General features: G+C 75.6%; 19 protein-coding genes. 8 read left to right on the forward strand and 11 right to left on the reverse strand.

Annotation, left to right across the window (positions count from 1 at the left end; translation table 11 throughout):
• The first annotated feature begins 22 nt into the window (after positions 1 to 22).
• The 4 genes from MNZ29_RS24945 to MNZ29_RS11750 are packed head-to-tail and all read left to right on the forward strand — an operon-like array spanning position 23 to position 5,244.
• The gene (locus MNZ29_RS24945; protein WP_242355339.1) at positions 23 to 979 is read left to right on the forward strand and encodes a DUF523 and DUF1722 domain-containing protein; all 957 of its coding nucleotides are present in this window, start codon (positions 23 to 25) and stop codon (positions 977 to 979) included.
• 5 nt (positions 980 to 984) lie between these two features.
• Entirely contained in the window at positions 985 to 2,451 is a 1,467-nt protein-coding gene (locus tag MNZ29_RS11740; RefSeq protein ID WP_242355341.1) for a deoxyribodipyrimidine photolyase, read from the forward strand.
• 38 nt (positions 2,452 to 2,489) lie between these two features.
• Complete coding sequence (locus tag MNZ29_RS11745) at positions 2,490 to 3,569, forward strand: NAD(P)H-binding protein (RefSeq protein WP_242355342.1); 1,080 nt, start codon at positions 2,490 to 2,492, stop codon at positions 3,567 to 3,569.
• Between the two features lie 4 nt (positions 3,570 to 3,573).
• On the forward strand, positions 3,574 to 5,244 hold the full coding sequence (locus tag MNZ29_RS11750) for an ATP-binding protein (protein WP_242355344.1): 1,671 nt from the start codon (positions 3,574 to 3,576) through the stop codon (positions 5,242 to 5,244).
• A gap of 51 nt (positions 5,245 to 5,295) precedes the next feature.
• On the opposite strand, the gene MNZ29_RS11755 is transcribed toward MNZ29_RS11750, so the two are convergent.
• Positions 5,296 to 5,937 carry a type II CAAX prenyl endopeptidase Rce1 family protein gene (locus tag MNZ29_RS11755; RefSeq protein ID WP_242355346.1) on the reverse strand — a complete coding sequence of 214 codons (642 nt, stop codon included), beginning with the start codon at positions 5,935 to 5,937 and terminating at the stop codon, positions 5,296 to 5,298.
• 48 nt (positions 5,938 to 5,985) lie between these two features.
• Here MNZ29_RS11755 and MNZ29_RS11760 point away from each other — a divergent pair, with 48 nt between their 5' ends.
• Positions 5,986 to 7,395, forward strand: a complete 1,410-nt coding sequence (locus MNZ29_RS11760; RefSeq protein ID WP_242338632.1) for an NAD-dependent succinate-semialdehyde dehydrogenase — start codon at positions 5,986 to 5,988, stop codon at positions 7,393 to 7,395.
• Between the two features lie 13 nt (positions 7,396 to 7,408).
• Here MNZ29_RS11760 and MNZ29_RS11765 read toward each other — a convergent pair whose 3' ends face one another.
• Positions 7,409 to 7,750, reverse strand: a complete 342-nt coding sequence (locus tag MNZ29_RS11765) for a transcriptional regulator (protein WP_242355349.1) — start codon at positions 7,748 to 7,750, stop codon at positions 7,409 to 7,411.
• A gap of 57 nt (positions 7,751 to 7,807) precedes the next feature.
• Positions 7,808 to 9,487, reverse strand: a complete 1,680-nt coding sequence (locus MNZ29_RS11770; protein WP_242355351.1) for an acyl-CoA dehydrogenase family protein — start codon at positions 9,485 to 9,487, stop codon at positions 7,808 to 7,810.
• Positions 9,488 to 9,603: 116 nt separating this feature from the next.
• Between MNZ29_RS11770 and MNZ29_RS11775 the strand changes: the two genes are divergently transcribed.
• Positions 9,604 to 11,508 carry a GAF domain-containing protein gene (locus MNZ29_RS11775; RefSeq protein WP_242355353.1) on the forward strand — a complete coding sequence of 635 codons (1,905 nt, stop codon included), beginning with the start codon at positions 9,604 to 9,606 and terminating at the stop codon, positions 11,506 to 11,508.
• Positions 11,509 to 11,884: 376 nt separating this feature from the next.
• On the opposite strand, the gene gdhA is transcribed toward MNZ29_RS11775, so the two are convergent.
• A complete protein-coding gene (gdhA, locus tag MNZ29_RS11780; protein WP_242338639.1) occupies positions 11,885 to 13,231 on the reverse strand; it encodes an NADP-specific glutamate dehydrogenase in 1,347 nt (448 codons plus the stop codon).
• Positions 13,232 to 13,555: 324 nt separating this feature from the next.
• On the reverse strand, positions 13,556 to 17,230 hold the full coding sequence (locus MNZ29_RS11785; RefSeq protein WP_242338641.1) for a DUF3683 domain-containing protein: 3,675 nt from the start codon (positions 17,228 to 17,230) through the stop codon (positions 13,556 to 13,558).
• Positions 17,231 to 17,618: 388 nt separating this feature from the next.
• Here MNZ29_RS11785 and MNZ29_RS11790 point away from each other — a divergent pair, with 388 nt between their 5' ends.
• Positions 17,619 to 18,554, forward strand: coding sequence for a hypothetical protein (locus tag MNZ29_RS11790; RefSeq protein ID WP_242338644.1), 936 nt, complete (start codon positions 17,619 to 17,621; stop codon positions 18,552 to 18,554).
• Positions 18,555 to 18,669: 115 nt separating this feature from the next.
• Entirely contained in the window at positions 18,670 to 19,362 is a 693-nt protein-coding gene (locus tag MNZ29_RS11795) for a GntR family transcriptional regulator (protein ID WP_242338645.1), read from the forward strand.
• Here MNZ29_RS11795 and mdcH read toward each other — a convergent pair.
• The 6 genes from mdcH to MNZ29_RS11825 all read right to left on the reverse strand — a co-directional run.
• A complete protein-coding gene (mdcH, locus tag MNZ29_RS11800; protein WP_242338647.1) occupies positions 19,359 to 20,294 on the reverse strand; it encodes a malonate decarboxylase subunit epsilon in 936 nt (311 codons plus the stop codon). The two genes, MNZ29_RS11795 and mdcH, sit on opposite strands and share 4 nt — an antisense overlap.
• A complete protein-coding gene (locus MNZ29_RS11805) occupies positions 20,291 to 20,980 on the reverse strand; it encodes a malonate decarboxylase holo-ACP synthase (RefSeq protein WP_242338649.1) in 690 nt (229 codons plus the stop codon). The genes mdcH and MNZ29_RS11805 overlap by 4 nt, the downstream gene beginning before the upstream one ends.
• Before the next feature lie 28 nt (positions 20,981 to 21,008).
• Positions 21,009 to 21,839 (reverse strand): biotin-independent malonate decarboxylase subunit gamma, encoded by an 831-nt coding sequence (gene mdcE, locus MNZ29_RS11810; RefSeq protein ID WP_242338651.1) that lies wholly within the window; start codon positions 21,837 to 21,839, stop codon positions 21,009 to 21,011.
• On the reverse strand, positions 21,836 to 22,699 hold the full coding sequence (locus MNZ29_RS11815) for a biotin-independent malonate decarboxylase subunit beta (protein WP_242338653.1): 864 nt from the start codon (positions 22,697 to 22,699) through the stop codon (positions 21,836 to 21,838). The genes mdcE and MNZ29_RS11815 overlap by 4 nt, the downstream gene beginning before the upstream one ends.
• Positions 22,696 to 22,989 (reverse strand): malonate decarboxylase subunit delta, encoded by a 294-nt coding sequence (locus tag MNZ29_RS11820; protein ID WP_242338655.1) that lies wholly within the window; start codon positions 22,987 to 22,989, stop codon positions 22,696 to 22,698. Before MNZ29_RS11820 ends, MNZ29_RS11815 begins: the two co-directional genes overlap by 4 nt.
• A 3-nt stretch (positions 22,990 to 22,992) precedes the next feature.
• A partial coding sequence (locus MNZ29_RS11825) for a triphosphoribosyl-dephospho-CoA synthase (protein ID WP_242355355.1) occupies positions 22,993 to 23,277 on the reverse strand: 285 nt, incomplete at its 5' end.

Raw genomic sequence — 23,277 nt, forward strand, 5'->3', positions numbered from 1 at the left:
CCGCAGCGCGTACGATCCGACCGTGAAGACGGCCCGGCCCCGCCTCGGCGTCTCCTCCTGCCTCCTCGGCCGGAAGGTCCGCTACGACGGCCAGCACAAGCGCGACGCGTTCCTCGTGGACGTCCTCGGCGACTTCGTCGAGTGGGTGCCCGTCTGCCCCGAGCTGGAGGTCGGCATGGGCGTGCCGCGCGAGCCGATCCGGCTCGTGGGGGCCGCCTCCTCGCCGCGCCTCGTCGCGGAGCGGAGCGGCGAGGACCACACGGCGGCGATGCGGCGCTTCGCCGAGGCGCGCGTCGCGGAGCTCGCGGGGCTCGACCTCGCCGGCTTCGTCACGAAGAAGGACTCGCCCTCGTGTGGCATGGAGCGCGTGCGCGTCTACCCGGCGGCGGGCGGCGCGCCTCGACGCGACGGCGTCGGCGCGTTCGCGCGCGTGCTCCTCGAGCGGCTGCCGCTCCTGCCGGTGGAGGAGGAGGGGCGGCTCAACGATCCGGCGCTCCGCGAGAGCTTCGTCGAGCGGATCTTCGCCTTCACCCGCTGGAAGGCGGCGGTCGCGGCCGGGATGCGGCGCCGGGAGCTCGTCGCCTTCCACACCGCTCACAAGCTCGCGCTGCTCGCCCACAGCCCCGCCGCCTACCGCCGGCTCGGCGCGCTCGTCGCGGGCCAGGCGAAGGCCTCCGGAGCAGCGATCGTGGAAGCCTACGGGCGCGGCTTCATGGAGGCCCTGCGGGTGCCGGCGACGCGCGGCAGGCACGTGAACGTGCTCCAGCACATGCTCGGCTACTTCCGCGACGCGCTCGAGAAGGACGACCGCAAGGAGCTCGAGGACGTCGTCCACGACTACGCGCGCGGCCTCGTCCCGCTCGTCGTCCCGCAGACGCTCATCCGTCACCACGTGCGCCGGCAGGGCGTCGCGTACCTCGCCGGCCAGACCTACCTCGATCCGGATCCGAAGGAGCTCATGCTCCGGAACCGGGTCTGAACGCCGTGGCCGTCCCCCTGGAGCGCGTCCGCGCCGTCAACGCCGCCCCGGTCCGGCGCGAGCGGACGCTCGTGCTCTACTGGATGACGGTCGCCCGGCGCGTGCGCTTCAACCCCGCGCTCGAGCGCGCGGTGGAGCTCGCCCGCGAGCTCGGCAAGCCCGTCGCCGTCCTCGAGGCGCTCCGCGCCGGTGACCCGTACGCGAGCGATCGGCTGCACGCGTTCGTGATGCAGGGCATGGCCGACAACGCCCAGGCGGTCGCCGGGCGCGCGCTCCACCACGCCTACGTCGAGGGCGCGGCGGGGGAGGGGGTGGGCCTCCTCGAGGCGCTCGCCGCGCGCGCGTGCGTCGTCGTCACGGACGACTTCCCGACCTCCTTCCTCCCCCGCATGCTCGCCGCGGCCGCGGAGGGGCTCGACGTGCGCCTCGAGGCGGTGGACGGAAGCTGCGTCGTTCCATTCCGGCTCGCGGGCAAGGACTTCCCGACCGCTCGGGCGTACCGGCGTCACCTGCAGCGGCTCCTCCCGACGTGGCTGGACCGGCTCCCCGTGGCAGACCCGCTCGCGCGGACCGGCCTTCCGTCGCTCGCCGCCCTCCCCAGGGCCATCACCGCGCGCTGGCCGGCGGCGGACCTCGAGGTGCTCGCGCGGCCGGAGCGCATGCTCCGGGCGCTGCCCATCGATCACCACGTCTCCCGGGCCGCCGCGCGCGGCGGCGCCCGCGCCGCCGGCGACCGCCTCGCGCGCTGGCTCCGCGACGGGCTGCCCCGCTACGCGGAGGGCCGCAACGATCCCGACGAGGAGGGCGTCACGAGCGGGCTCTCCCCCTGGCTTCACTTCGGGCACCTGTCCTCCTTCGAGGTGCTGCGAGCGGTGCTGCGGCACGAGGGCTGGACGCCGGCGCTGCTCGCGCCGGCCGCGACGGGCGGGCGCGCGGGGTACTGGGGCGTGTCCGAGGCGGCGGAGGCGTTCCTCGATCAGCTCGTCACCTGGCGCGAGCTGGGGTTCGCGACCTGCGCCGCGCGCCCGGATCACCGCGAGTACTCCTCGCTCCCGGAGTGGGCGCGGTCGACCCTCGCCTCGCACGCGAGCGATCCGCGCCCGCGACTCTACGGTCCCGAGGTCCTCGCCGCCGCCGAGACGCACGATCCGCTGTGGAACGCGGCGCAGCGCCAGCTCCGGACCGAGGGGATCATCCACAACGCGCTGCGTATGCTGTGGGGAAAGAAGATCCTCGAGTGGTCGCCCACGCCGAGCGCTGCCCTCGCGGTCGCGCTCGAGCTGAACGATCGCTGGGCGCTCGACGGTCGCGATCCGAATTCGGCGTCGGGGGTGCTGTGGTGCTTCGGCCGCTACGACCGGCCCTGGGGACCCGAGCGGCCGATCTTCGGGAAGGTCCGGTACATGTCGAGCGAGCGCAGCGCGAGGAAATGGGCGGTCACGCGCTACCTCGCTCGTCACGGGCCCGGGTGAGGCATGCGCGCCGCGGTCCGGGATCGCAGAGTTCCCGTGTGAGCGGGCCTGCGAAGAGGGCGTCGCGCGGGGCGAGCGGCACCGGGAACGGTGGGGGCCCCGTCCTCGTCACCGGCGCCACCGGGTTCGTCGGGCGGGCGCTCGTCCCCGCGCTCCTCGCGTCCGGGATCGCCGTCCGCGCGACGACCCGCTCCCGCCCGGTCGATCGCACCCCGGGGGTCGAGTGGGTGCGCGCGGACGTCATGCGGCCGGCGGACCTCCCGGGAGTCCTGCGCGGCGTCCGCGCGGCGTACTTCCTCGTCCACGGCATGGGGAGCGGGCGTGACGACTACGTCGAGGCGGAGCGGCGGTCCGCCGCCGCGTTCGCGCGCGAGGCCGAGCACGCGGGCGTCGGCCGGATCGTCTACCTCGGCGGCGTCGCGCCGCGTGGCCGCCCATCGAGGCACCTGGCGAGCCGGCTCGCGGTGGGCGAGATCCTGCGCGCCGGTCGTGTGCCGGCGCTCGAGCTCCGCGCATCCATGATCGTCGGCCCGGGCAGCGCCTCCTGGCGGATCGTGCGGGACCTGGCGATGCGGCTCCCGGTGATGGTGCTGCCGGCCTGGGCCCGGTCGAGGTCCTGCCCGATCGCGGTGGAGGACGTGGTCCGGGCGCTCGTCGCCGCGCTCGACGTGCCGCTCCCCGAGAGCGCCTGGTACGACCTCCCGGGCCCCGAGGTGCTCTCGGTGCGCGAGATCCTCGAGCGCGTCGCGGCCCTGCGCGGCCGCGCGCTGCCGGCCATCGATGCGCCGCTCCCGCATCCGCGGATCTCCGCGCTGTGGCTCAAGCTCGTCTCGGACGCGCCCTGGGAGGTGGTGCGCGAGCTCGTGCAGGGGCTCTCGCACGATCTCCTCCCGCGCGACGATCGCTACTGGGCGCTCGCGTCGCTCCCGCCCCGCACGCGGTTCGAGGACGCCGCGCGGCGGGCGCTCGCGACGGACGCGGGGCGGCGCCCTCGGGGCGCGCGCGGGTGGGTCGTCTCCGCCGAGGAGGCCCTCGTCGACCGCCTCGCGCCCCGGCAACGCCGGCTCGCCGCGCCGGCCGCCGCCGCCCCTCCCACCCCGCATCCGCGTCGGGGCTGACCCGATGCCTCGCGACGGCTCACCTGCGTGCGTCGCCGTGACCGCCGGCGAGGTGCTCCGCGCCCGGAGGGAGGGCATCCTGCGCGCGTGGGAGGCGGCGGCGCGCGCGCTCCCCGGCGCGCGCGGGCTCGACCGCGCCGCGCTGCGGGACGACGTCCCCTCGATCCTGGATCGAGTCGCCGCGGAGCTCGCGGGCGGCGAACCCGAGGGCGATCCCCGCGACCACGGCCGCAGCCGCGCCGCGCAGGGCGTGGACGTCGAGACGGTGATCGCGGAGCTGTCCGCGCTGCGCGGCTGCATCGTGCGCGCCTGGGCGGACGCGGGCGCGCTGGCGGTGGAGCCGCTCGCGGCGCTCGAGCGGGCGCTGCACGAGGCCGTCACCGAGGCGGCGCGATCCGCGGCGGAGGTGCGGGAGCGGTTCTTCGCCTCTCGCGCGCAGGAGCTCGCGCTGCTGTCCCGGGTGAGCGACGAGCTCGCCGCCGAGCCGGAGCTCACGGCCCGGCTCGAGCGGGCGACGGAGCTCGCGGTGCCGGACTTCTCCGACTGGTGCGCCCTCGTGCTCCTCGAGCCGGGCCCGCGGCTCGAGCGCGTCGCCGTGTACACGGCCGATCCCGACCGCCGCGCGCTCGCCCGCGAGGTGCTGGAGCGGTACCCGATCGACCTCGAGGCGCCGCGGGGGCTCGGGCGCGTCCTGCGGGAAGGCACGACGGAGCTCGTGGAGGACGCGGACCCGAGCTTCCCCGAGCGCGTGGGCGCCACCGCGGAGGGGCGGGCGATGCTCGAGCGGCTCGGCATCCGCTCCTACCTGGCGGTGCCGCTGCGCGGGCCGGCGGGCGTGATCGGCGCGTTCGCCTTCGGGATGTCGACCTCCGGCCGGCGCCTCGACCAGCGCTCCGTCCCGATCGCGCTCGAGCTGGCCCGGCGCGCCGCGCTCGCCATCGAGAACGCCCGGCTGCTCGAGGCGGCGCGGCGCGAGACGCGCGCGCGCGAGCAGATCCTCGCGGTGGTGTCGCACGATCTCCGGACGCCGCTCTCCGCGATCAGCATGAGCGCTCACCGCCTGAAGGTCATCGCCGCCACGGCCTCGCCCGAGGCGGTGCGCTCGATCGCGGAGGTCGTCCGCAGGTCCGCCGGCCGGATGGAGCGGCTCATCGGGGATCTGCTGGACGTGGCCGCCATCCAGGCGGGTCGCCTCTCCGTCGCGCCGGCGCCCCAGCGCCCCGGCGAGCTCGTGCGGGAGGCGGTCGAGTCCATGCAGGTCGTCGTCCGAGAGCACGGGGTCGAGCTCGACGTCGACGCCGCTCCGGACCTCCCGCTCGTCCGCGCGGATCACGATCGCGTCCTGCAGGTCATCGGGAACCTCGTCTCGAACGCGGTGAAGGTGACGCGCGCGGGCGGGAGGATCGGGGTCCGCGCCGACGTGCAGGAGGCGGCGGTCCGGTTCGCCGTCGCCGACACCGGGCCCGGCATCGCCCCCGAAGAGCTCGGGGAGATCTTCGAGCCGTACCGCCGGGGCGCAGACGCGGCGTACCGCGGGACGGGCCTCGGCCTCGCGATCTCGCGCGCGATCGTGGAGGCGCACGGCGGGAGGATCGGCGTCGAGAGCCGGCTCGGCGCGGGGAGCCTCTTCTGGTTCACCCTGCCGGTGGCGGGCCCTCCGCGCGGCGCCGCGTGACGCGGCCCGCGGCCCGGCGCGGCGCCGCGGGTCCGCGCGCAGCCCTCGTGATCACACGGGCGGGGCGAGCGAGGCGACCAGGACGCTCCACGTCGCGTGGCTCACGATGGCCGGCACGAGGCTGCCGCGCCACGCGGCGAGCGCGCCCCAGAGCGCGTAGGTCGGGAGCGTCGCGAGGGCGAGGAACGGCTCGCCGCTCACGAGCGCGACCACCACCGCGAGCGCGGTCGCGAGCGCCACCGCCCGGCCCGCGCCGAGCCGCGCCGAGAGCCGGGCCTGCACGACCCCTCGCCAGAACAGCTCCTCGGCGGGCGCGACGAGCAAGAGGAGCGCGAGCGCCGGGAAGAGCGCGCGCGTCTCGAACCGGACGTACATCTCGACGAGGGGTCTGCAGAGCGCCTCGGAGAGGCCGCCGCACGTCACCCAGAGAAACGCACGCGTGAGCCCGTACAGCAGGGCGCCGGTCCCGAGCCCGAGCATGACGTCCGCGGCGCGCGGCCGCAGGCGCGCGGAGAGGCCGGGCGGCGCGGCGGTCGCGGAGAGGGCGATCCAGGCGACGCTGAAGGGCGCCGCGATCCTGAAGAAGTCGGGCGGGCTCCAGGCGACGAGCCCGGCCCACAGCGCGGTCGCGGCCGACGCCGCGATCACGTGCCAGGGGCGCGGCGACGTCGCTCGCTCCGTGCTATGGGACACGCACCGACATTACCGCCGAAGTTCGACGCGCGGAAAGGAAGGGATCTCATGGCCACGATGTCGTCCGTGAACCCCGCCACGGGCGAGGTGCTCGCCCGCTTCGACGAGCTCACCGACGCCGAGCTCGAGGCGAAGCTCGCGCGGGCCGCCGACACGTTCCGGAGCTGGCGCCTCCGGCCGCTCGCGGAGCGCGCGGCGCTCATGACCCGCGCGGCCGACGTGCTCGACCGTCGCAAGGATCACTGGGCGCGGACGATGACGCTCGAGATGGGCAAGACGCTCCGCTCGGCCGTCGGCGAGGCGGAGAAGTGCGCCTGGGTCTGCCGCTATTACGCCGAGAACGCGGAGCGCTTCCTCGCCGACGAGGAGGTGAAGGCCGCCGCGACGCGGTCCTTCGTCCGCTTCCTCCCGATCGGCCCGGTCCTGGCGGTCATGCCGTGGAACTTCCCGTTCTGGCAGGTCTTTCGGTTCGCCGCGCCCGCGCTCATGGCCGGCAACGTCGGGCTCCTCAAGCACGCCTCGAACGTGCCGCAGTGCTCGCTCGCGATCGAGGAGGTCTTTCGCGAGGCAGGCTTCCCGGAGGGCGCGTTCCAGGCGCTCCTCGTCGGCTCCTCCCGCGTCGCGCGCATCGTCGAGGACGACCGCGTCGCGGCCGCGACCCTGACCGGCAGCGAGGCGGCGGGGGCGGCGGTCGCCTCGACCGCGGGGCGAGTCATCAAGAAGACCGTGCTCGAGCTCGGCGGGAGCGATCCCTTCGTGGTCATGCCGAGCGCGAACCTCGAGCACGCGGTCGCGACCGCCGTGACCGCGCGGACCATCAACAACGGTCAGTCCTGCATCGCCGCGAAGCGCTTCATCGTCCACGACGCCGTCTTCGATCGCTTCGCGCAGGCGTTCGTCGCCCGCATGGCGGAGCTGAAGGTGGGCGACCCGATGGAGCCGGGGACGGACGTCGGGCCGCTCTCGAGCCAGGCGGAGCGCGACAAGCTCGTCGCGCAGGTGGCCGCGGCGGTGAAGGCCGGCGCGCGCGTGCTCGTCGGCGGGGCGCCGCTCGCGCGCCGGGGCGCCTACTATCCGCCCACCGTCCTCACGGGCATCCCGCCGTCGTCGCCCGCCTACCGCGAGGAGATCTTCGGGCCGGTCGCGGCGCTGTACCGCGTGCGGAGCGTGGACGAGGCGATCGCCGTCGCGAACGACGTCCCGTTCGGCCTCGGCTCGAGCGTGTGGACGAACGACGCCGAGGAGCGCCGCCGGTTCATCGACGACCTCGCGGCGGGCGCGACCTTCGTGAACGCGATGGTCGCCTCCGACCCGCGCCTCCCCTTCGGCGGCGTGAAGCGCTCCGGCTACGGCCGCGAGCTCGCGCGCGAGGGCATCCGCGAGTTCGTGAACGTGAAGGCGGTGGTGGTACAGGAGGATCCGGCGCACCCCGTCTCGAGCGGCGAGGCGATGGAGTAGTCGCTCCGGCCGCTCATCCGTCCGAGCTCGCCCCCTCGATCCGGAACACCGGCGGGTCGATCCGTGTGCTGCGGCACCTCGGGCAGGCCCCCGGGCGCGTGAGGCGCGAGCGGTCCTCGAACACGAAGCCGCAGGCGACGCAGGTCGCGGGCTCGACGACGAGCTTCTCCCCGCGGTGCTCGAGCGACCGCGCCAGGTGGGCGAGGTGCTCGGCGACGTCACGCTCGCGCAGCCCCACGTCCATCGACAGCTCCTTCGCCGTGGCGGGGCCCGCGCGGAGCGCGCGGCGCAGCGCGTCGCGGAGGGTCGCGGCGCGGGGCGGGGGGCCCGAGGAGGGGAGCGGGTCGCGGGGCATGGGAATGCCAGCGTAGCAGGGGAGAGGAGGGGTCGAGAGGGGAGCGTCTTCGCGCGCTCAGCCTGCGCCCCCGTCCGCGGCCGGCCCGGTGAGCAGCGCGAGCTCCTCCGCCCCCGGCTCCTCCGCGACGAGGTCCACCCCGTGCCGCGCGAGGCGACGCGCCGCGGCCGCGGCGCGCGGGCCGCGCCCGTGATCGAGGCACCACTGGGCATGGGACACGAGGAGCGCGAGCTCGAGGGTGCGGCCGAGGGTGAGCGAGAACCGGCGGGCGCCCGCCTCGAGGGCGGGGCCTGCCGCGGCGCCGAGCCAGGCGCGGGCGTGCTCGAGGGCGGCGCGGCCTGCCTCCACCGCGGGTCGGAGCGCGGGATCCCGGGCCGCCTCGAGGTGCCCGACGATCTCCGCCGTCAGGGCCTCCGGGACGCCCTCGCCGGCGAGCGCGCGCAGGACGTCGAGCGCGAGCACGTTCGTGGTCCCCTCCCACACCGGGAGCACCTGGGCGTCGCGGAGGAGCCGCGGCAGCCCCGTGTCCTCCACGTAGCCCGCACCGCCGAAGCACTCGAGCGCCTCCGAGGCGATCGCGACCGCCTGCTTCCCGGTCGTGAGCTTCGCGAGCGGCGTCAGGGCGCGCAGCGCGAGCTGCTCCGGGGGGCTCGCCGCGCCCGCCTCCGTCGCGCCGAGGAGCGCCGCCGCGCGGAACGCGAGGAGGGCCGCCCCCTCGCGCTCCGCCTCGAGGCCGGCGAGCGTGTCGGCGTGGAGCGGCTTCTGCGCGAGCGGAGCGCCGAAGGCGGTCCGGCGGCGGGCGAAGTCGCGCGCGAGCGCGAGCGCGCGCTGCATGCCGGCCACCGCGGCGATCGCGTTCCAGGTGCGGGTCACCGTGAGCATCGGCGCGATGGCGCGGACGCCGCCCGACAGCCCTGCCACGGGAACCGCGCGGGCGCCGTCGAGCGTGAGCTCCGCGGTGGGGAGCTTCCGCGTGCCGAGCTTGTCCTTCAGCCGGTTCACGAGGACTCCGTTCGTCGTCCCGTCCGCCTCGCGGGTCTCCAGGTAGAAGAGCGCGAGCCCCCGCGATCCCGCGGGCGCGCCCTCCGGCCGGGCGAGCGCGAGCGCCACCTCCGCGGTCGTCGCCGACGAGAACCACTTCGTGCCGAAGAGGCGCCAGCCGTCGCCGTCGCGGCGCGCGACGGTCTCGGTGAGGGACACGTCGGAGCCGCCGGTGCGCTCCGTCATCCACTGGCCGCTCGTCCACATGCGGTCGGGATCGCGCGAGGTGAGGCGCGGCAGCGCGCGCTCGACGAGCGCGGCGTTGCCCCCGTCGAGGAGCGCCCGCGCCGCGCCGTCGGTCATGGCGAGCGGGCAGGCGTACACGTCGAGCGACGGCTCGAGCACGTGGACGAGCGCGAGCTGGTACACGCGCGACGCCGGCCCGTGGGGCCGCTCGTACGCCGCGGCGACGAGGCCGTGCCGCGCCGCGAGCGCGGCGGCCTCGCGCCAGAGCGGGGTGACCTCGATGCGGTCCACCCGCCGGCCCCACGCGTCCCAGTGCTCGACGCGCGGCTCGAGGTGCCGCTCCGCGGCCTGCTGAGCGAACAGCCGGCCCGCGGAGAGCTCGCCGAGGTGCGTGAGCTCGGGCTCGACGTCCTGGAGCGCCCCGGGGAGCGCGCGGGCGACGAGCTCGCGCAGCAGCGGGTCCGCGAGGTACGCGTTCGAGAGGCGAGGTGGGTCCTGGTAGAAGGCCATGGTGAGCGGTCTGTAACGCCAGGGACGGGGAGCGGCGCGCGCCGCGCGGGCGCGCCGGGGGGCAGAGCCCGATCAGGACCGCTGGCCCTCTCACGGACCTGATAATCCTGCGGCAGGTGGTGCCGCGCTCCCCCAGCAACTCGTCCGATTCCCTGGCGCAGCGCCTCGCTCGCTACGAGGAGCTGCACGCGCTCGGCGTGGCGCTCGCGGGGGCCATCACCCGGGAGGACGTCGCCGCGATCGTGCTCGAGCGCGGGCTCGCGCTCGTCGGGGCCCGCGCGGTCTCCCTCTTCCTGGAGCGGGAGCCGGAGGTGCTCGAGCTCGTCGCCTCGGTCGGGCTCTCGGAGCGCTTCCGCGACCGGTACCGGAGGGTCGGTCCGGACGCGACCGTGCCGCAGGTCGACGCCTTCCGCACCGGCGCGCCGGTGTGGCTGCGCGACCCCGCGGAGATCGCGGCCCGGTATCCGGCGGCGGCGGACCTCGCGGCGGAGGAGGGGGATCGTGCCTGGGCGTCGGTCCCGCTCGTGCTGGACCGCCGGCGGGGCGCGATCGGGCTCCGGTTCTCGCGGCCCCGCGCCTTCGACGCGGACGAGCGCGCGCTCATCGAGGCGGTGACGCAGCAGTGCGCGCAGGCGCTCGACCGGGCGCGCCTGTACGACGTCCAGCGGCAGCTCACCGAGCGCATCACCCGCCTCCAGCGCGCGACGTCGGAGCTGTCGGCGGCGGTGACGCCCGAGGAGGTCGCGGCCATCGCGCTCCGCGAGCTCATCGCGATGGGCGCGCGCGGCGGGGCGGTGCTCCACCGGGGCGCGACGGGTGAGCTCGAGCTCGTGCTGGCGCAGGGCGTCGCCGGCGCTGCGCTCGCGCGCGTGGCGGCGCCGCCACCGGAGGACGCGCCGCGCTGGATCGCGGGTCGCGAGGCGATCTCGGCCGCGTCGCCGGCGCTCGGGGCTGCGCTCGATCCCGCCGGGGAGCCGTGGGCGGCGGTGCCGCTGCGGGTCGAGGGCCGGGACGCCGGCGTCGTCGTCCTCGGGCTCGACGTGGCGCGCCCGCTCGGCGAGGACGCCCGCAACGACGCCCTCGCCCTCATCCAGCAGTGCGCCCAGGCCCTCGAGCGGGCGCGCGTCTTCGACGCCCAGCGGCGGCTCGCAGGCCGGCTCGCGCGCGTGCAGTCCACGGCCTCCGCGCTCTCCGGCGCGGCCACGGCCACCGACGTCGCGGAGATCGCCGCCGGCTCCATGGCGGCGATCGGCGCCGCGGGCGCGGAGCTGCACGCCCTCGACCGCGCCGACCGGCTCACGCACGTGCCGCGCGGCGGCGCGGCGCGCACGGTCTTCCCGATCGACGCGCCCACCCTGGCGGCCGAGGTGGTGCGCACCGGACGCGCGGTGTGGCTCTCGTCGCGGGCGGAGCTCGAGGCGCGCTTCCCGGCGGAGGCCGCCGATCCGGCGCGAGAGGCGCAGGGCGCCTGGGCGGCGGTGCCGCTGCTCGCGTCGGGCGAGACGCTCGGGGCGCTGACCGTGCCGTTCCCGGAGGAGCGCGCGATCGACGACGACGATCGCGCCTTCGTGCGGCTCGTCGCGTCGCCCTGCGCGGAGGCGCTGGCGCGGGCCCGGCTCTACGAGGCCGTGGCGAGGAGCCGGCTCGAGACCGAGTGGAGCGCGGGGGTGCTCGACGCGCTGTTCGGCGCGGCCCCGGTGGCGCTCGCGCTCTTCGACCGCGAGATGCGCTACACGCGCGTGAACGCGCGCCTCGAGGCGATGAACGGCGTCCCCGCGGCCGCGCACCTGGGCCGGACGCCGCTGCAGGTGCTGCCGGGCCTCCCCGGAGAGCAGCTCGCGGTCAGGTTCAGGACGGTGCTCGAGACCGGGCGGTCGATCGAGTCGGTGACGCTGGGGGAGACCCCCGCCGCGCCGGGCACGAGCCGCCGCTGGCGAGAGAGCTGGTTCCCGGTCCGCGTCGGCGGCGCGATCGTGGGCGTGGGGGTCCTCGTCGTCGAGGAGCCGTTGCGCGCCGGGTGAGCGTCGCCGCTCCCGGCGGTCTACGACGGGCGCTTCCCGGCCGGGAGCCTTCGCGGCGGGCGGAAGGCCGGGGTACTGGCGAGCGCAGGCGCAGCCGGATGAGGCTGCGCCGGAGCGAGCGGGGGACCGGGGGGACGCGGCCTCGTGCGTCCCCCCGGCATGACCGCTGGGACCCCGTCGACGGCGGTCAGCCGTCGACGACCGCAGGGAGGGGCCCCGTCGCGAAGCGACGGGGAGGGACGCAGTCCCTCCCGGCGGGGAACGGTCGCGAACCCGCGAAGCGGGCGCGACCGTTCACGGGCCCCGCCGAGCAGGGGTGGGGACCCCGGCGACGGCGGTCAGCCGTCGACGGGGCGGGGGCGCAGCCCCCGTGAGATCAGATCAACCCGTGCGCCACCATCGCCTTCGCGACCTTGATGAAGCCCGCGATGTTCGCGCCGACGACGTAGTTGCCCTTGGCGCCGAACTCCTCGGCCGTCTCGAAGCAGGTCTGGTGGATGTTCTTCATGATGTTGGCGAGCCGCTTCTCCGTGTACTCGAAGGTCCACGAGTCGCGGGACGCGTTCTGCTGCATCTCGAGCGCGGAGGTGGCGACGCCGCCGGCGTTCGCGGCCTTGCCCGGGCCGTAGGCGATGCCCGCCTGGAGGAACACCTGGATGCCCTCCGGCGTGGTCGGCATGTTCGCGCCCTCGCCGACGGCGATGCAGCCGTTCTTCACGAGCAGGGCGGCGTCCTTGCCGTTGATCTCGTTCTGCGTCGCGGACGGCATGGCCACCTGGCAGGGGACCTCCCAGATGTTGCCGCCGTCGACGTAGCGCGCGTGCTTGCGGTACTCGACGTAGTCCTTGATGCGCCGGCGCTCCTGCTCCTTGAGCTGCTTCAGGAGCTCGACGTCGATGCCCTTCTCGTCGAGGATGTAGCCGTTCGAGTCGGAGCAGGCGACGACCTTGCCGCCGAGCTGGTGGATCTTCTCGACGGTGTAGATCGCGACGTTGCCGGAGCCGGAGACGACGCAGCGCTTGCCGTCGAACGAGTCCTTGCGGACCTTGAGCATCTCCTCGACGAAGAAGGTGGCGCCGTAGCCCGTCGCCTCGGTGCGCACGAGCGAGCCGCCGTAGTCGAGCCCCTTGCCGGTGAGGACGCCCGCCTCGTACCGCGAGGTGAGCCGCTTGAACTGACCGTACAGGTAGCCGATCTCGCGGCCGCCCACGCCGATGTCGCCGGCGGGGACGTCGGTGTGCTCACCGATGTACCGCCAGAGCTCGGTCATGAAGCTCTGGCAGAAGCGCATGATCTCGTCGTCCGACTTGCCCTTCGGGTCGAAGTCCGAGCCGCCCTTGCCGCCGCCGATGGGCAGCCCGGTGAGCGCGTTCTTGAAGATCTGCTCGAACCCCAGGAACTTGATGATCCCGAGGTAGACCGACGGGTGGAAGCGGAGCCCGCCCTTGTACGGGCCGAGCGCGCTGTTGTACTGCACGCGGAACCCGCGGTTGACGTGGACCTCGCCCTTGTCGTCCTGCCACGGCACGCGGAAGATGATCTGCCGCTCGGGCTCGATGATCCGCTCGATGATCTTGCGCTCGCGGAACTCGGGGTACTTCGCCAGCACGGGTCCGACCGACTCGAGGACCTCCCGCGCTGCCTGGTGGAACTCGGCCTCGCCGGGGTTGCGACGCAGCACGTCCTGGTAGATCGACTCCAGCTTCTCGTCCTTCATGACCATTTGACTGCTCCTTGGGGCTTGGGCGCGATCCCTGCCCGGAAGCGAGGCAGTCTGCCCGAATCGCAGGCGCGGCGACCACGGACTCTGTGTCCGGGGTCACGCCGCGAGAATGCAAAGCGTGCGTGCTCAGCGGTGCGCGCTGGAGCGCACCCGAGCCGAGCCGGGCGCCGCGGGGACGCAGCACAGGACAATTCGCGGGAGGGCCCCGCGCGAAGCGCGGGAGGGGCGAAGCCCTCCGGCGGGGAACCTGCGCGCACCCGCGAAAGCGGGCGCGCAGGTTCACGGGCCCCGCCGAGCAGGGGCGGGGGACGCAGTCCCCCCGTGTCAGAAATGCACCGCCGCCGCCCGCGCCGCCTGCGCGCGGAACCGCTCGCGCCAGTCCGGCCCGGTGAGCCGCTCGGCGAGCGCGATCGCGAGGTGCTTCGGCTCGACGCCGAGCGCGGCGTTGCGCCCGAGCCCCTGCACGCAGGAGGGGCAGTTCGTCAGCACCACCGCGCCGCGAGGGCGACCCTCGATCGCCTCGGCGATCGCCTCGCGCTTGCGGTGGAGCATGGCGTCGGTGATGTCGGGCCGCGAGAGGGCGAGCGTCCCCGCCTCCGAGCAGCAGTGCGGCACCGCCTCCACCTTGCCGAACCCGCCGATGCGCGCGAGCACCGCGCCCGCCTCGCCGTCGAGCGAGTCGTGGCAGGGCGCGTGGTAGAGGACCGGCGCCTCGCCGGGAGCGGCCGGCGCGAGCGAGAGGCCGCGCTCGGCGGCGTAGCGCGCGACGTCCACGATGCGCCCGCCGAAGAGCTTCCCGGCCTCCATCGCCTCGAGCCCCTCGCGGCAGGTGCCGCAGGTGACCACGCAGCCGTCGAACGCGAGGTAGCTGAACATCTCGCGGATCTGGCTGAAGAGGATGGTGTCGCGGAGCACGGTCTGCGAGTGCTGCTCCGCCTTCGCGTTCGCGTGGGCCGGGAAGCCGCAGCACAGGAACGGCGGCGGGACGACGACCCGCACGCCGAGCGAGACGAGCACGTGCAGCGCGGCCATCGACACGTGCGAGTAGAGCCGCTCCGAGCCGCAGCCCGGGAAGTAGAAGACGCTCCGCTCGGCGTCCCCGCCCTCCGGCTCGAGCACGAGCACCTGATCCTGCTCGCAGGGCGGGAGCACGTCGCGCAGCGTCTCGGCGGGCACGGGGGGCACCGGCGAGCGCAGCACCTGGAGCGCGTACGGGGCGCGGCGGGCGTCCTCGGGCTGGAGCGGCGCCGCGACGGCGCAGGCGGCGCGCTGGATCGCGCCGCCGAGCCGCACGAGACCGCCGTGGAAGGCGGCGTTCGCGGCGGGCGACCGGCTGTCGAGGTAGGCGAGCGTCGCGCGCGTCGCCACGCTGGTGCGCTTGTAGCCCCAGCTCGCGAGGATCTCGCGCTCGAGCACCGACACCTCGCCGGAGTCGATGTCCACCGGGCAGGGCTTCGCGCACTTGTGGCAGATGGTGCAGTGGTCGGCCACCTCCTCCAGCCAGCGGAGGAGCTCGAACTGGGTCGAGCGCTCGCGCTGCGCGTCGTAGAGGAGCGCCTCGATGAGCGCGCCGATGGCGAGGTTCTTGTTGCGCGGGTGGAAGAACATCCCGCGCGCGGGGTGGTAGACGCAGCAGTCCGCCTTGCACTTGCCGCAGCGGACGCAGTGCGCGATGGCCTTCGCGAGCGCCTCGAGCTGGCCGTGCTGGAGGATGCGCGCCTCGAGCTCGAGGAGGTTGAACGAGGGGGTGAACACCTGGCCGAGGACGTCGAGGTCCTCGAGCTTGCCGGGGTTCATGAGCCCGCCCGGATCGACCTCGCGGCGGTGGGCGGCGAGCTCCCGGATGCGCTCGGGCTCGAGGTACTTGAGCTTCGTGACGCCGATGCCGTGCTCGCCGGAGACGACGCCGCCGAGCGCGATCACCTTGGCCATCACGCCGTCGATGACCTCCTCGGCGCGGCGGAGCATCGGCCGGTCGTTCGAGAGCACCGGCACGTTCACGTGCACGTTGCCGTCGCCGGCGTGCATGTGGGTGGCGAGCACGACGAGCCGGTCGCGCACCTCGCGGTGCGCCTTGTCGAGCGCGGCGAGGAGCCCGGCGTAGCCGCGGACGAGCTGGCCGAGCTCGCGCCTGAGGGCCTCGATCGCCTCGAGCGCGCGGAGCGCCCGCGCGTCCGCGCCGTCGAGGGCCGCCATCGCGGCGGCGCAGCGCGCCAGCGCCGCGGGGATCTTGCGCGCGAGCCACTCGGGGTCGTCCTTCGGCGGCGGGGCGACGCGCAGGATCTCCTCGGCGCGCTCGACGAACCGCCGCTGCGCGTGCCGCTCCTCCTCGACGTTCGTCGCCTCGATGAAGCGCGCGAACTCGGCGAGCGCCTCGAGCGGGAGGACGACGTCCTCGTTCATCTTGAAGGCGTTCGTCCGGCGGGCGATCGCGCCGAGCTTCTTGCGGTCCGCCCAGAAGCGCTTCGCCTCCGCCGCGTCGCGCGCCTCGAAGAGCTCGGTGTTCGGGTGCTCGTCGAGGATGCGGCGGATCCGGTCCACGCCGCGCGCGGCCTCCTCGCCCGAGTGGCCCACCACGTCCACGAGCAGCACCGCCTTCGGCGTCTCCGGCCGCGGCGCCTTCACCTTGTAGTCGATGGCGCGGACGTACTCGTCGTCGAAGTGCTCCAGGGCGGTGAGGGCCTCCTTGCCGCCGTCGGGGAAGGGGAAGGCCCGGGCGAGCTGGAGGATGACGCGCGAGGCCTCGTCGAAGTCGGGCCCGAAGAACTCGAGGCAGAGCGTGCGCTTCGCCTCGTACTCCGGGTAGAGGACGAACTCGGCGGAGGTGATGACGCCGTCGGTGCCCTCCTTCTGCAGGCCCGGGACGCCGCCGAGCGCCTTGTTGGTGATGTCCTTCCACAGCCCCTTCTTGCGGATGTCGGCGCCGGTGAGGGCGATCCGCTTCACGAGCCGGCCATCGTCCTCGACGACGTCGAACGTGACGGGGTCCTCCGGCAGGATCTTGCGCAGGCGGTGATCGACGCGGCGCACCGTCCACTGGCGGCCCGAGGGCATCGCGATCCGCCACGACACCAGGTTGTCGATGCAGGTGCCCCACAGGACGCAGTCCTTGCCGCCCGCGTTCTCCGCGATGTTGCCGCCGATGGTGCAGGCCCACGCGCTCGTCGGGTCGGTCGCGAACACGAGGCCGCGCTCGCCGGCGTGCTCCATCGCGCGCTCGGTGACGACCCCCGCCTCGAGCTCGACCACCTTGGCGGTCGCCTCGCGCCCGTCGCCGAGCCGGAAGGGCCGGTCCGCGATCCCGCGGATCCGGTTCAGCTTCTCGGTGTTCACGACCACGCAGCCGGGCCGCAGGGGGACGGCGCCGCCGGTGAGGCCGGTGCCGGCGCCGCGCGGGATCGCCTTGAGCCCGAGGCCGCCGATGGCGGCGAGGAGCGGCGCGACCTGCCGCTCGTCGTCGGGCATCACGACGGCGACGGGCAGGTGGAGGCGCCAGTCGGTCGCGTCGGTCGCGTGCGAGACGAGCGTGAACGGGTCGAAGAGGACGTTGTCCTTGCCGACCACCGCGCCGAGCACGCGCAGCATGCGGCCGCGCAGCTCGCCCGCGCCCTCGACGTCCGCGCGGAAGGCGACGAGCAGCTTCCGGCAGGCGCCGAGCACCTCCGTCACGCGCGGCTCGCCGTTCGCGTTCCGCCCGACGAGGCCGAGGTCCTTCTCGATGTTGCGGAAGAACCGGCGCCGGCGCGCCCCCGAGTCCACGAGCTCCTGGAAGAGGAACGCGTTCCGCCGATGGATGAGCAGCTCGCCGAAGAACCGCATCAGCAGGCGGGCGCTGCGCCCGGTGACGCGGAGGCTGCGGAGCTCCTCGAGCTTCGCCCACAGCTCCGGGCCGAGGAGCTGGGAGATCGCCGCCCGGTCGTCGGCGGACGTGTAGTTGAAGGGGATCTCCCGGACGGCGGGAGCGGGGGCGAGCGCGGCTTCGAGGATGGGGCGCTGCATGTGAAGCACCTCAAGGTAGCAGGTTTTCCGCCGCCCGTCGCCCCGTCCGAGTACCTCCCTGGCCACGCTGTCATGCAGCCTCGGGCTGGAGGAGACCTGGATGCGCGAGGCCCGACACCTCGCGTGCCTGGCCCGGCTGCGAGCTCGGACGCTGATTCACCAGGCGGAGCGACGAGCCGTCGGCCGGAGGGACTCTTTCGCCGGAGCACTGCCCGCTCGCGGCCGCGTCCGCCTGCGGGGGTCTCCGGGCAACTCCCCCGCCGCGGCGCCCGCGCGTCCGCGGTGGGGCCCGTGGCGTCTCACGCGGAGTCCGAGCGCTGCCCGGGGTGCCGGCGGCTCCCTAAGATGAATGCCGGCTGCCGTCCGGGTCGGCCGATGGGGGGCGCACATGAGGGCTCTGAGCGCGATCGTGCTCGTCGCCGCGGTGAGCGGCTGCACCTCGGTGAAGGTGACGCAGCGGGACGGCTGCTGGGTGCGCCGGACGGAGAAGATCTTCGGCCAGGTCCGCGAGGACGTCGGCCCCTGCGCGCGGACCGCGTCCCCCTGGTCGGACGACCGCCTCACCCGCCTCGTGCAGGAGTGCGTCGCCCGCGAGGACTACCGCTGGCAGATGCGGGCGCTCGCCGCGTGGAGCCGCGGCGAGCCGATGCCGCAGGACCGCGAGGCGAACGTGCTCGCCACGTGCGCGAGCGACGCGGCGCGCGCCGGTTTCGCCGAGAACGACGCGCTGAAGGGCAGGCTCGAGGCCGCGGACGAGCGGCTCTCCTTCGCGAAGGAGCGCCTCGCGGACGTCGCCGGCGATCGGGACGCGCTGCGCAAGCGCTCCGAGCTCGAGCACGACCGGATGTACGCGAGCCACGAGCAGCTCGCCGCGGCGCTCGGCGAGGCGGCGAAGAAGGCCTCCCCGCCGGCGACCGCGACCGCCACCGCCTCGAGCGACGGGCGTGCGCAGATGGACAGCAAGGAGCGTACGGAGCGCGCGAGCCCGGCGACCGCGCCCGTGGCGTTCGCGAACGCGACGCCCTGGCTCGCCGCCCCGGCCACGCCCGCCGAGCCCGCCGCCCTCGCGTGCGCGCCCGCTCCGTCGCAGCCGGCGACGACCGCGACGAAGCGCAAGGCGACGTCGAAGAAGACGGTGATCGCGGCGAAGGTCCCGGAGTGCGTCCCCGCGGCCACGGCGGCCACGGCGGCGCAGCCGGCGGCTCCGACGATCGAGCCCGGCAGCGGCGTCGCCGCGCCGGCGCCGGGGCAGGTGGTGAAGGCGGCGGAGGAGAAGCCCGCGATCGCGCCGTCGCCGCGGACGGGGACGGCGAACGGAGAGTGAGCGCGCTTCGCCCCGGGAGCGGAGCTCGCCCCGAGCGTGGCGCTGCGGACACCGCAGTTCACGTGCGCCCGTCCATTCGTGTATTCTGTATGCTGTGGACGGCGAGAGGGGCGCATTGGAACAAGTCATCGGAACGAAGCTCTCGGAGCAGCTCCGGGAGCGGATCGAGGAGCGGATCGTCGTCGGCGAGTACCCGCCGGGCGCGCGCCTCGACGAGATGGACCTCGCGAAGACCTTCGGCGTGTCGCGGACCCCCATCCGCGAGGCGCTCATCCAGCTCGCGTCGGCGGGGTTCGTGGAGATGCGTCCGCGGCGGGGCTCCGTCGTCGCGGAGATCCCTCCCGAGCGGCTGCGCGAGATGTTCGACGTCATGGCCGAGCTCGAGGCCGCCTGCGCGCGGCTCGCGGCGGGGCGCAGCAGCGACGAGGACCGGGCGGTGCTCCGCGCGACGCACGCGGCCTGCGAGCAGGCGATGCGCGCGAACGATCCCGACGCGTACTACCGGCTGAACGAGCAGTTCCACCTCGCGCTGTACGCCGCCTGCCACAACGGGTTCCTCGCCGAGCAGGCGACGCAGCTGCACCGGCGGCTGCGCCCGTTCCGGCGCCTGCAGCTGCGCGTGCCCGGGCGGATGGAGTCGTCGTTCGCGGAGCACCAGCTCGTCGTCGAGGCGATCGGGCGAGGCGACGGGGAGCTCGCGGCGAAGCACGTCCGGGCCCACGTGGAGATCCAGGGCGCGCGCTTCGCGGACGTCGTCGCGAGCATGGCGGCCGCGGCCCGCAGCGCGGCGCGCAAGGTGCCAGGCTAGAGGGGTTCCAGGCGGCGCTCGCGCCGGGCGAGCGCGGCCGCCGCGGCGGCGCCGGCGTCCTCGACGGCGACCGCCCGCGCCTCGGGGAACGCCTCGGCCGCGAGCGTCGCGAGGGTGCGCCCCGGCGGCACCTCGAGGAAGAGCCGCACCCCGAGCTCGACGAGCACCGTCGTCGCGTCGTGCCAGCGCACGGGCTCCATCACGTTCCGGGCCAGGTCGTCCCGGATCCGCTCGCGGTCGCGGGTCGGGCGGGCGCGGCCGGAGGTGACGTACGGCACGCGCGCGTCGGAGAGCGCGACGTCGCGCAGCGCTGCGGCGAGTCGCGCAGCGACCGGCGCGAGCAGCGCGCAGTGCGACGGCACCGCGACCGCCATCCGCTCCGTCCTGCGCGCGCCCGCCACCCGGGCCCGGTCCAGCACCTCGTCCAGCGCCGCGTCGGCGCCGGCGAGGACGATCTGCGCGGGCGCGTTCACGTTGGCGACGTGCAAAGGACCTCGCCCGGTCACCTCCGCGACGAGCGCGGCGACGCGCCGCTCGGGCAGACCGACGACCGCGGCGAGCCCGAAGCCGCGCGGGAACGCGCCCTCCATCAGCTCGGCGCGGAGGCGCACGGCGCGCACGGCCTCGGCGAGCGGCAGCGCGCCGGCGAGCACCGCCGCGGTGAACGTGCCGACGGACAGGCCCGCCACCGCGTCGGGCGCGCCGTCCTCCGCCGCGAGCACGCGGCCCGCCGCGACGCCGGCGACCACCGTGGTGAGCTGGACGGCGACCGTGGACTCGAGCGCGGCCGCGTCGTCGAGCGAGCGGACGTCCTGCCCGAGCGCCGCGCTCGCCTCGTCGAGCGTCGCCGTGACCGCCGGGTGGCGGGGGAGGCGATCCAGGAACCCCGGCGACTGCGCCCCCTGGCCCGGGCAGAGGAGGGCGATGCTCACGGGAGGCGCTCCGCGCCCGCGCCGGGCTGCCAGGGATCGGCGACGCGGCGCGGCCCGGCGGCGGTCCGGGCGACGACCGTCCGCGGCTCCGCCGCGAGCTCCGCGAGCGCCACGCCGCCCGCGGGCGTCTCGAGCTGCACGTCCACGCGGGCCGCCAGGCCGGCGAGCGCGGCGAGCAGGGCGCGCGCGCTCGCCGCGGGGACGCGCGCAGGGGCCCTCACGAGCACGTCGAGGTCGCTCGTCGCCGAGACGGACGGGACGCCGCTCGCGAGCTCGAACCCGACCGCGCCGACGGGTCCCCACCCGAGCCCCGTCGCCGCAAGGATCTCGAAGGCGGCGTCGAGCGCCGCGAGCGCGGGCAGGCGTGAACGCCGCTCGCGCCAGCGCGCCGCGCGGGCGAGCTCCTCGGGCGTCACCCGGGCCGCGACGGCCTGGGGCGCGAGCCACGCCGCGAAGCGCTCGCGACGCTCCGCGCCGCGCACGCCCACGGGGATCGCGGTCCCGCGTGGAGCCGCGCGCCGGACGACGACGAGCGGCGCGAGGCGCAGGCGCGCCGGCGCCCACGGCGGCAGCGGGGACTCGGGCTCGAGGGCGTCCGGGCGCGCGAGCACGAGGAGATCGTGCGGGAGCACCGACCCCTCGGGGCGCGCGGGGCCGGCTCGCCCGCCGGGCTCGGCGTGACTCATGCCTCCCACCTCGCGGGCCTCGCGCCCCTCATGCACCCGACCACTGCTCCACGAGCCTGCGCCGCACCTCGATCGACGCGGCGCGCGTCTCCCGCGCCGCCGCGGAGGTGAGCCTGCAGCCGAGGTGGCGCGCCCCGGAGCGGGCGCTCGCGACGGCGGCGACGAGGGATCGCCGGACGCGCGCGGCGTCGTCGCCTGTCGGTGCGTCGGCGTTCACGCCGCCGACGAGCTCGTCGACGAGGCCGAGCCGCGCGAACGCACGGACGTCGTAGGCCATCGGCAGGATCTTCTCCCCGAGCGCCTCCACCTCCGCGACGGAGCGGCGCGTCACCCTCGCCGCCGAGCTCTTGCCCATGGCGTGCACGAGGACGCCCGGATCGTCCAGGGCCACGATCCGGTTCGCCTGGTACCCGTGCGCCAGGAACGCCCCCGACATGGCGGACCCGACGAGCAGCGCGACGACGGGGTGGCCCGAGAGCCTCGCCGTCGCGTAGGCGTCGACGGCGGCCGCGCAGGCGAGGTGGATCCCGAGCAGCTCCTCGCACCGTCCGTACGCCTGGCTCGTCACGTCCACGATCGCGACGAGCGGGCGGCGCCCGCCGTCGGCGTCGGCGGCGATCGCCTCGCGGACGTGGCGGGCGAGCGCCCACGCCTCCGCGAGGCCCACCTCGCCGCTCCGCGCGCGCGGGAAGCGGCTGCCCGGGTCCGGCACCACGGCGAGGAACCGCGCGCGCTCCTCGCCGAGCGGCGCGTCCACCACCCGCACCGACGCGGGGCCGCCCTGCACCGCGCCGTCCGCGCCGGTGAGCGCCGCGAGCCACGTCGCGCCGCGGCTCGCGCTGCAGCTCGATCCGCTCATGCGCCCTCCTCGTTTCCCCACGCCTGCCGGAGCGCCGCCGGCTCCGGCGGTCCGGCCGGGTCGATCGCCGCGAGGCGATCGAGGAAGAGCTCCACCTGCTCGGTGCGGTGCCGGGCCGGGCGCCCGCTCCGGAACGCGGCGCGGACCGCGGCGGCGACTGCGGCGACGTCGTCCTCGACGAGCGCGTCGGCGAGGCCCGTCGCGTGGCGCTGCTCGCCGCCCACGAGGCTCCAGACGAGCCGGCGGTCCGAGGCGTCGAGCTCGTCGAGCCCGGCCTCCTGCTCGATCACCTCGGGGCCGTTCATGCCGAGGCGCGCCTGGCGAGTCATGACGAGGTGGCTGCAGAGCGCCGCCGCGAGCGACATCCCGCCGAAGCACCCGACCATCCCCGCCACGACCCCGACCACCGGCACGCGAGGACGGAGGGCGACGATGGCCGCGTGGATCTCCGCGATGACCGCGAGCCCCAGGTTCGCCTCCTGCAGCCGCACGCCGCCCGTCTCGAGCAGGAGGACGGGGCGCGTCGGGACGCCGCGGGCGTGGTCCCGCGCCACGAGCTCCAGGGCGCAGGCGATCTTCGTGCCCGCGACCTCGCCGATGCTGCCGCCCTGGAACCCGCTCTCCACCGCCGCCACGACGGCCGGCTCGCCGTCGATCCGGCCGCGCGCGAGCACCACGCCGTCGTCCTCCTGGGGCACGACCCCCTGCCGCTCCAGCCACGGTGAGTGGAGCCGGTCGAAGGGCGAGAGCAGCTCGCGAAAACGCCCCGCGTCGAGCACGGCCCGCACGCGCTCGCGCGCGGTGAGCTCGATGAAGCTCTCGCGGGCGAGGGGTCGAGGCTCCGTCACGGGGGCGCTCATGGCGCGCTCTCCTCGATGGCCTGCTCGAGGCGGAGGAGCACCATCCCCGGGGTGGCGCCGAAGTCGTTCACCTCGATGGCGGCCGCGCCGTGGTAGCGCGAGAAGAGCCGGTCGAGGACGTTCCGCCAGACCTGGCCGTAGCCGTCGACGGTCGTGCGGATCCGGACGCGCGCCTCGCCGTCCCCCGAGGGCTCGAGGAGCACCTCCAGGTCGCCCGAGCCGACGACGCCGACGTGCGCGCGGCGCCCGACGGGATCGCGGGCGGGGTAGCGGAACTCGAGGGTCTCCATGCATCACCTCCGCGGCGGCGCGAGCTCGGCGCCGACGCCATCGAGGAACAGGACCGCGGCGAGCAGATCGGCGCTCCCGCCGGGCGAGACGTTCAGGGCGAGGAGCTCGGCGTCGAGCGCGAGCAGCGCCGCCCGGCCGGCCGCGGTGCCGGGTCCGCCCGCCCGGAGCGCCGCCGCGGCGCCGCGCTGGGCGACTTGGAGCGCGCGCGGCCCGCCGCGGTGCAGCAGGCACGTGTCGTCGAGCGTCGACATCACGGCGAGCAGCGCCTCGAGCCGCGCGTCGTCCTC

Source organism: Anaeromyxobacter sp. SG64 (assembly GCF_022690745.1).
Taxonomy (GTDB): Bacteria; Myxococcota; Myxococcia; order Myxococcales; family Anaeromyxobacteraceae; genus Anaeromyxobacter; species Anaeromyxobacter soli.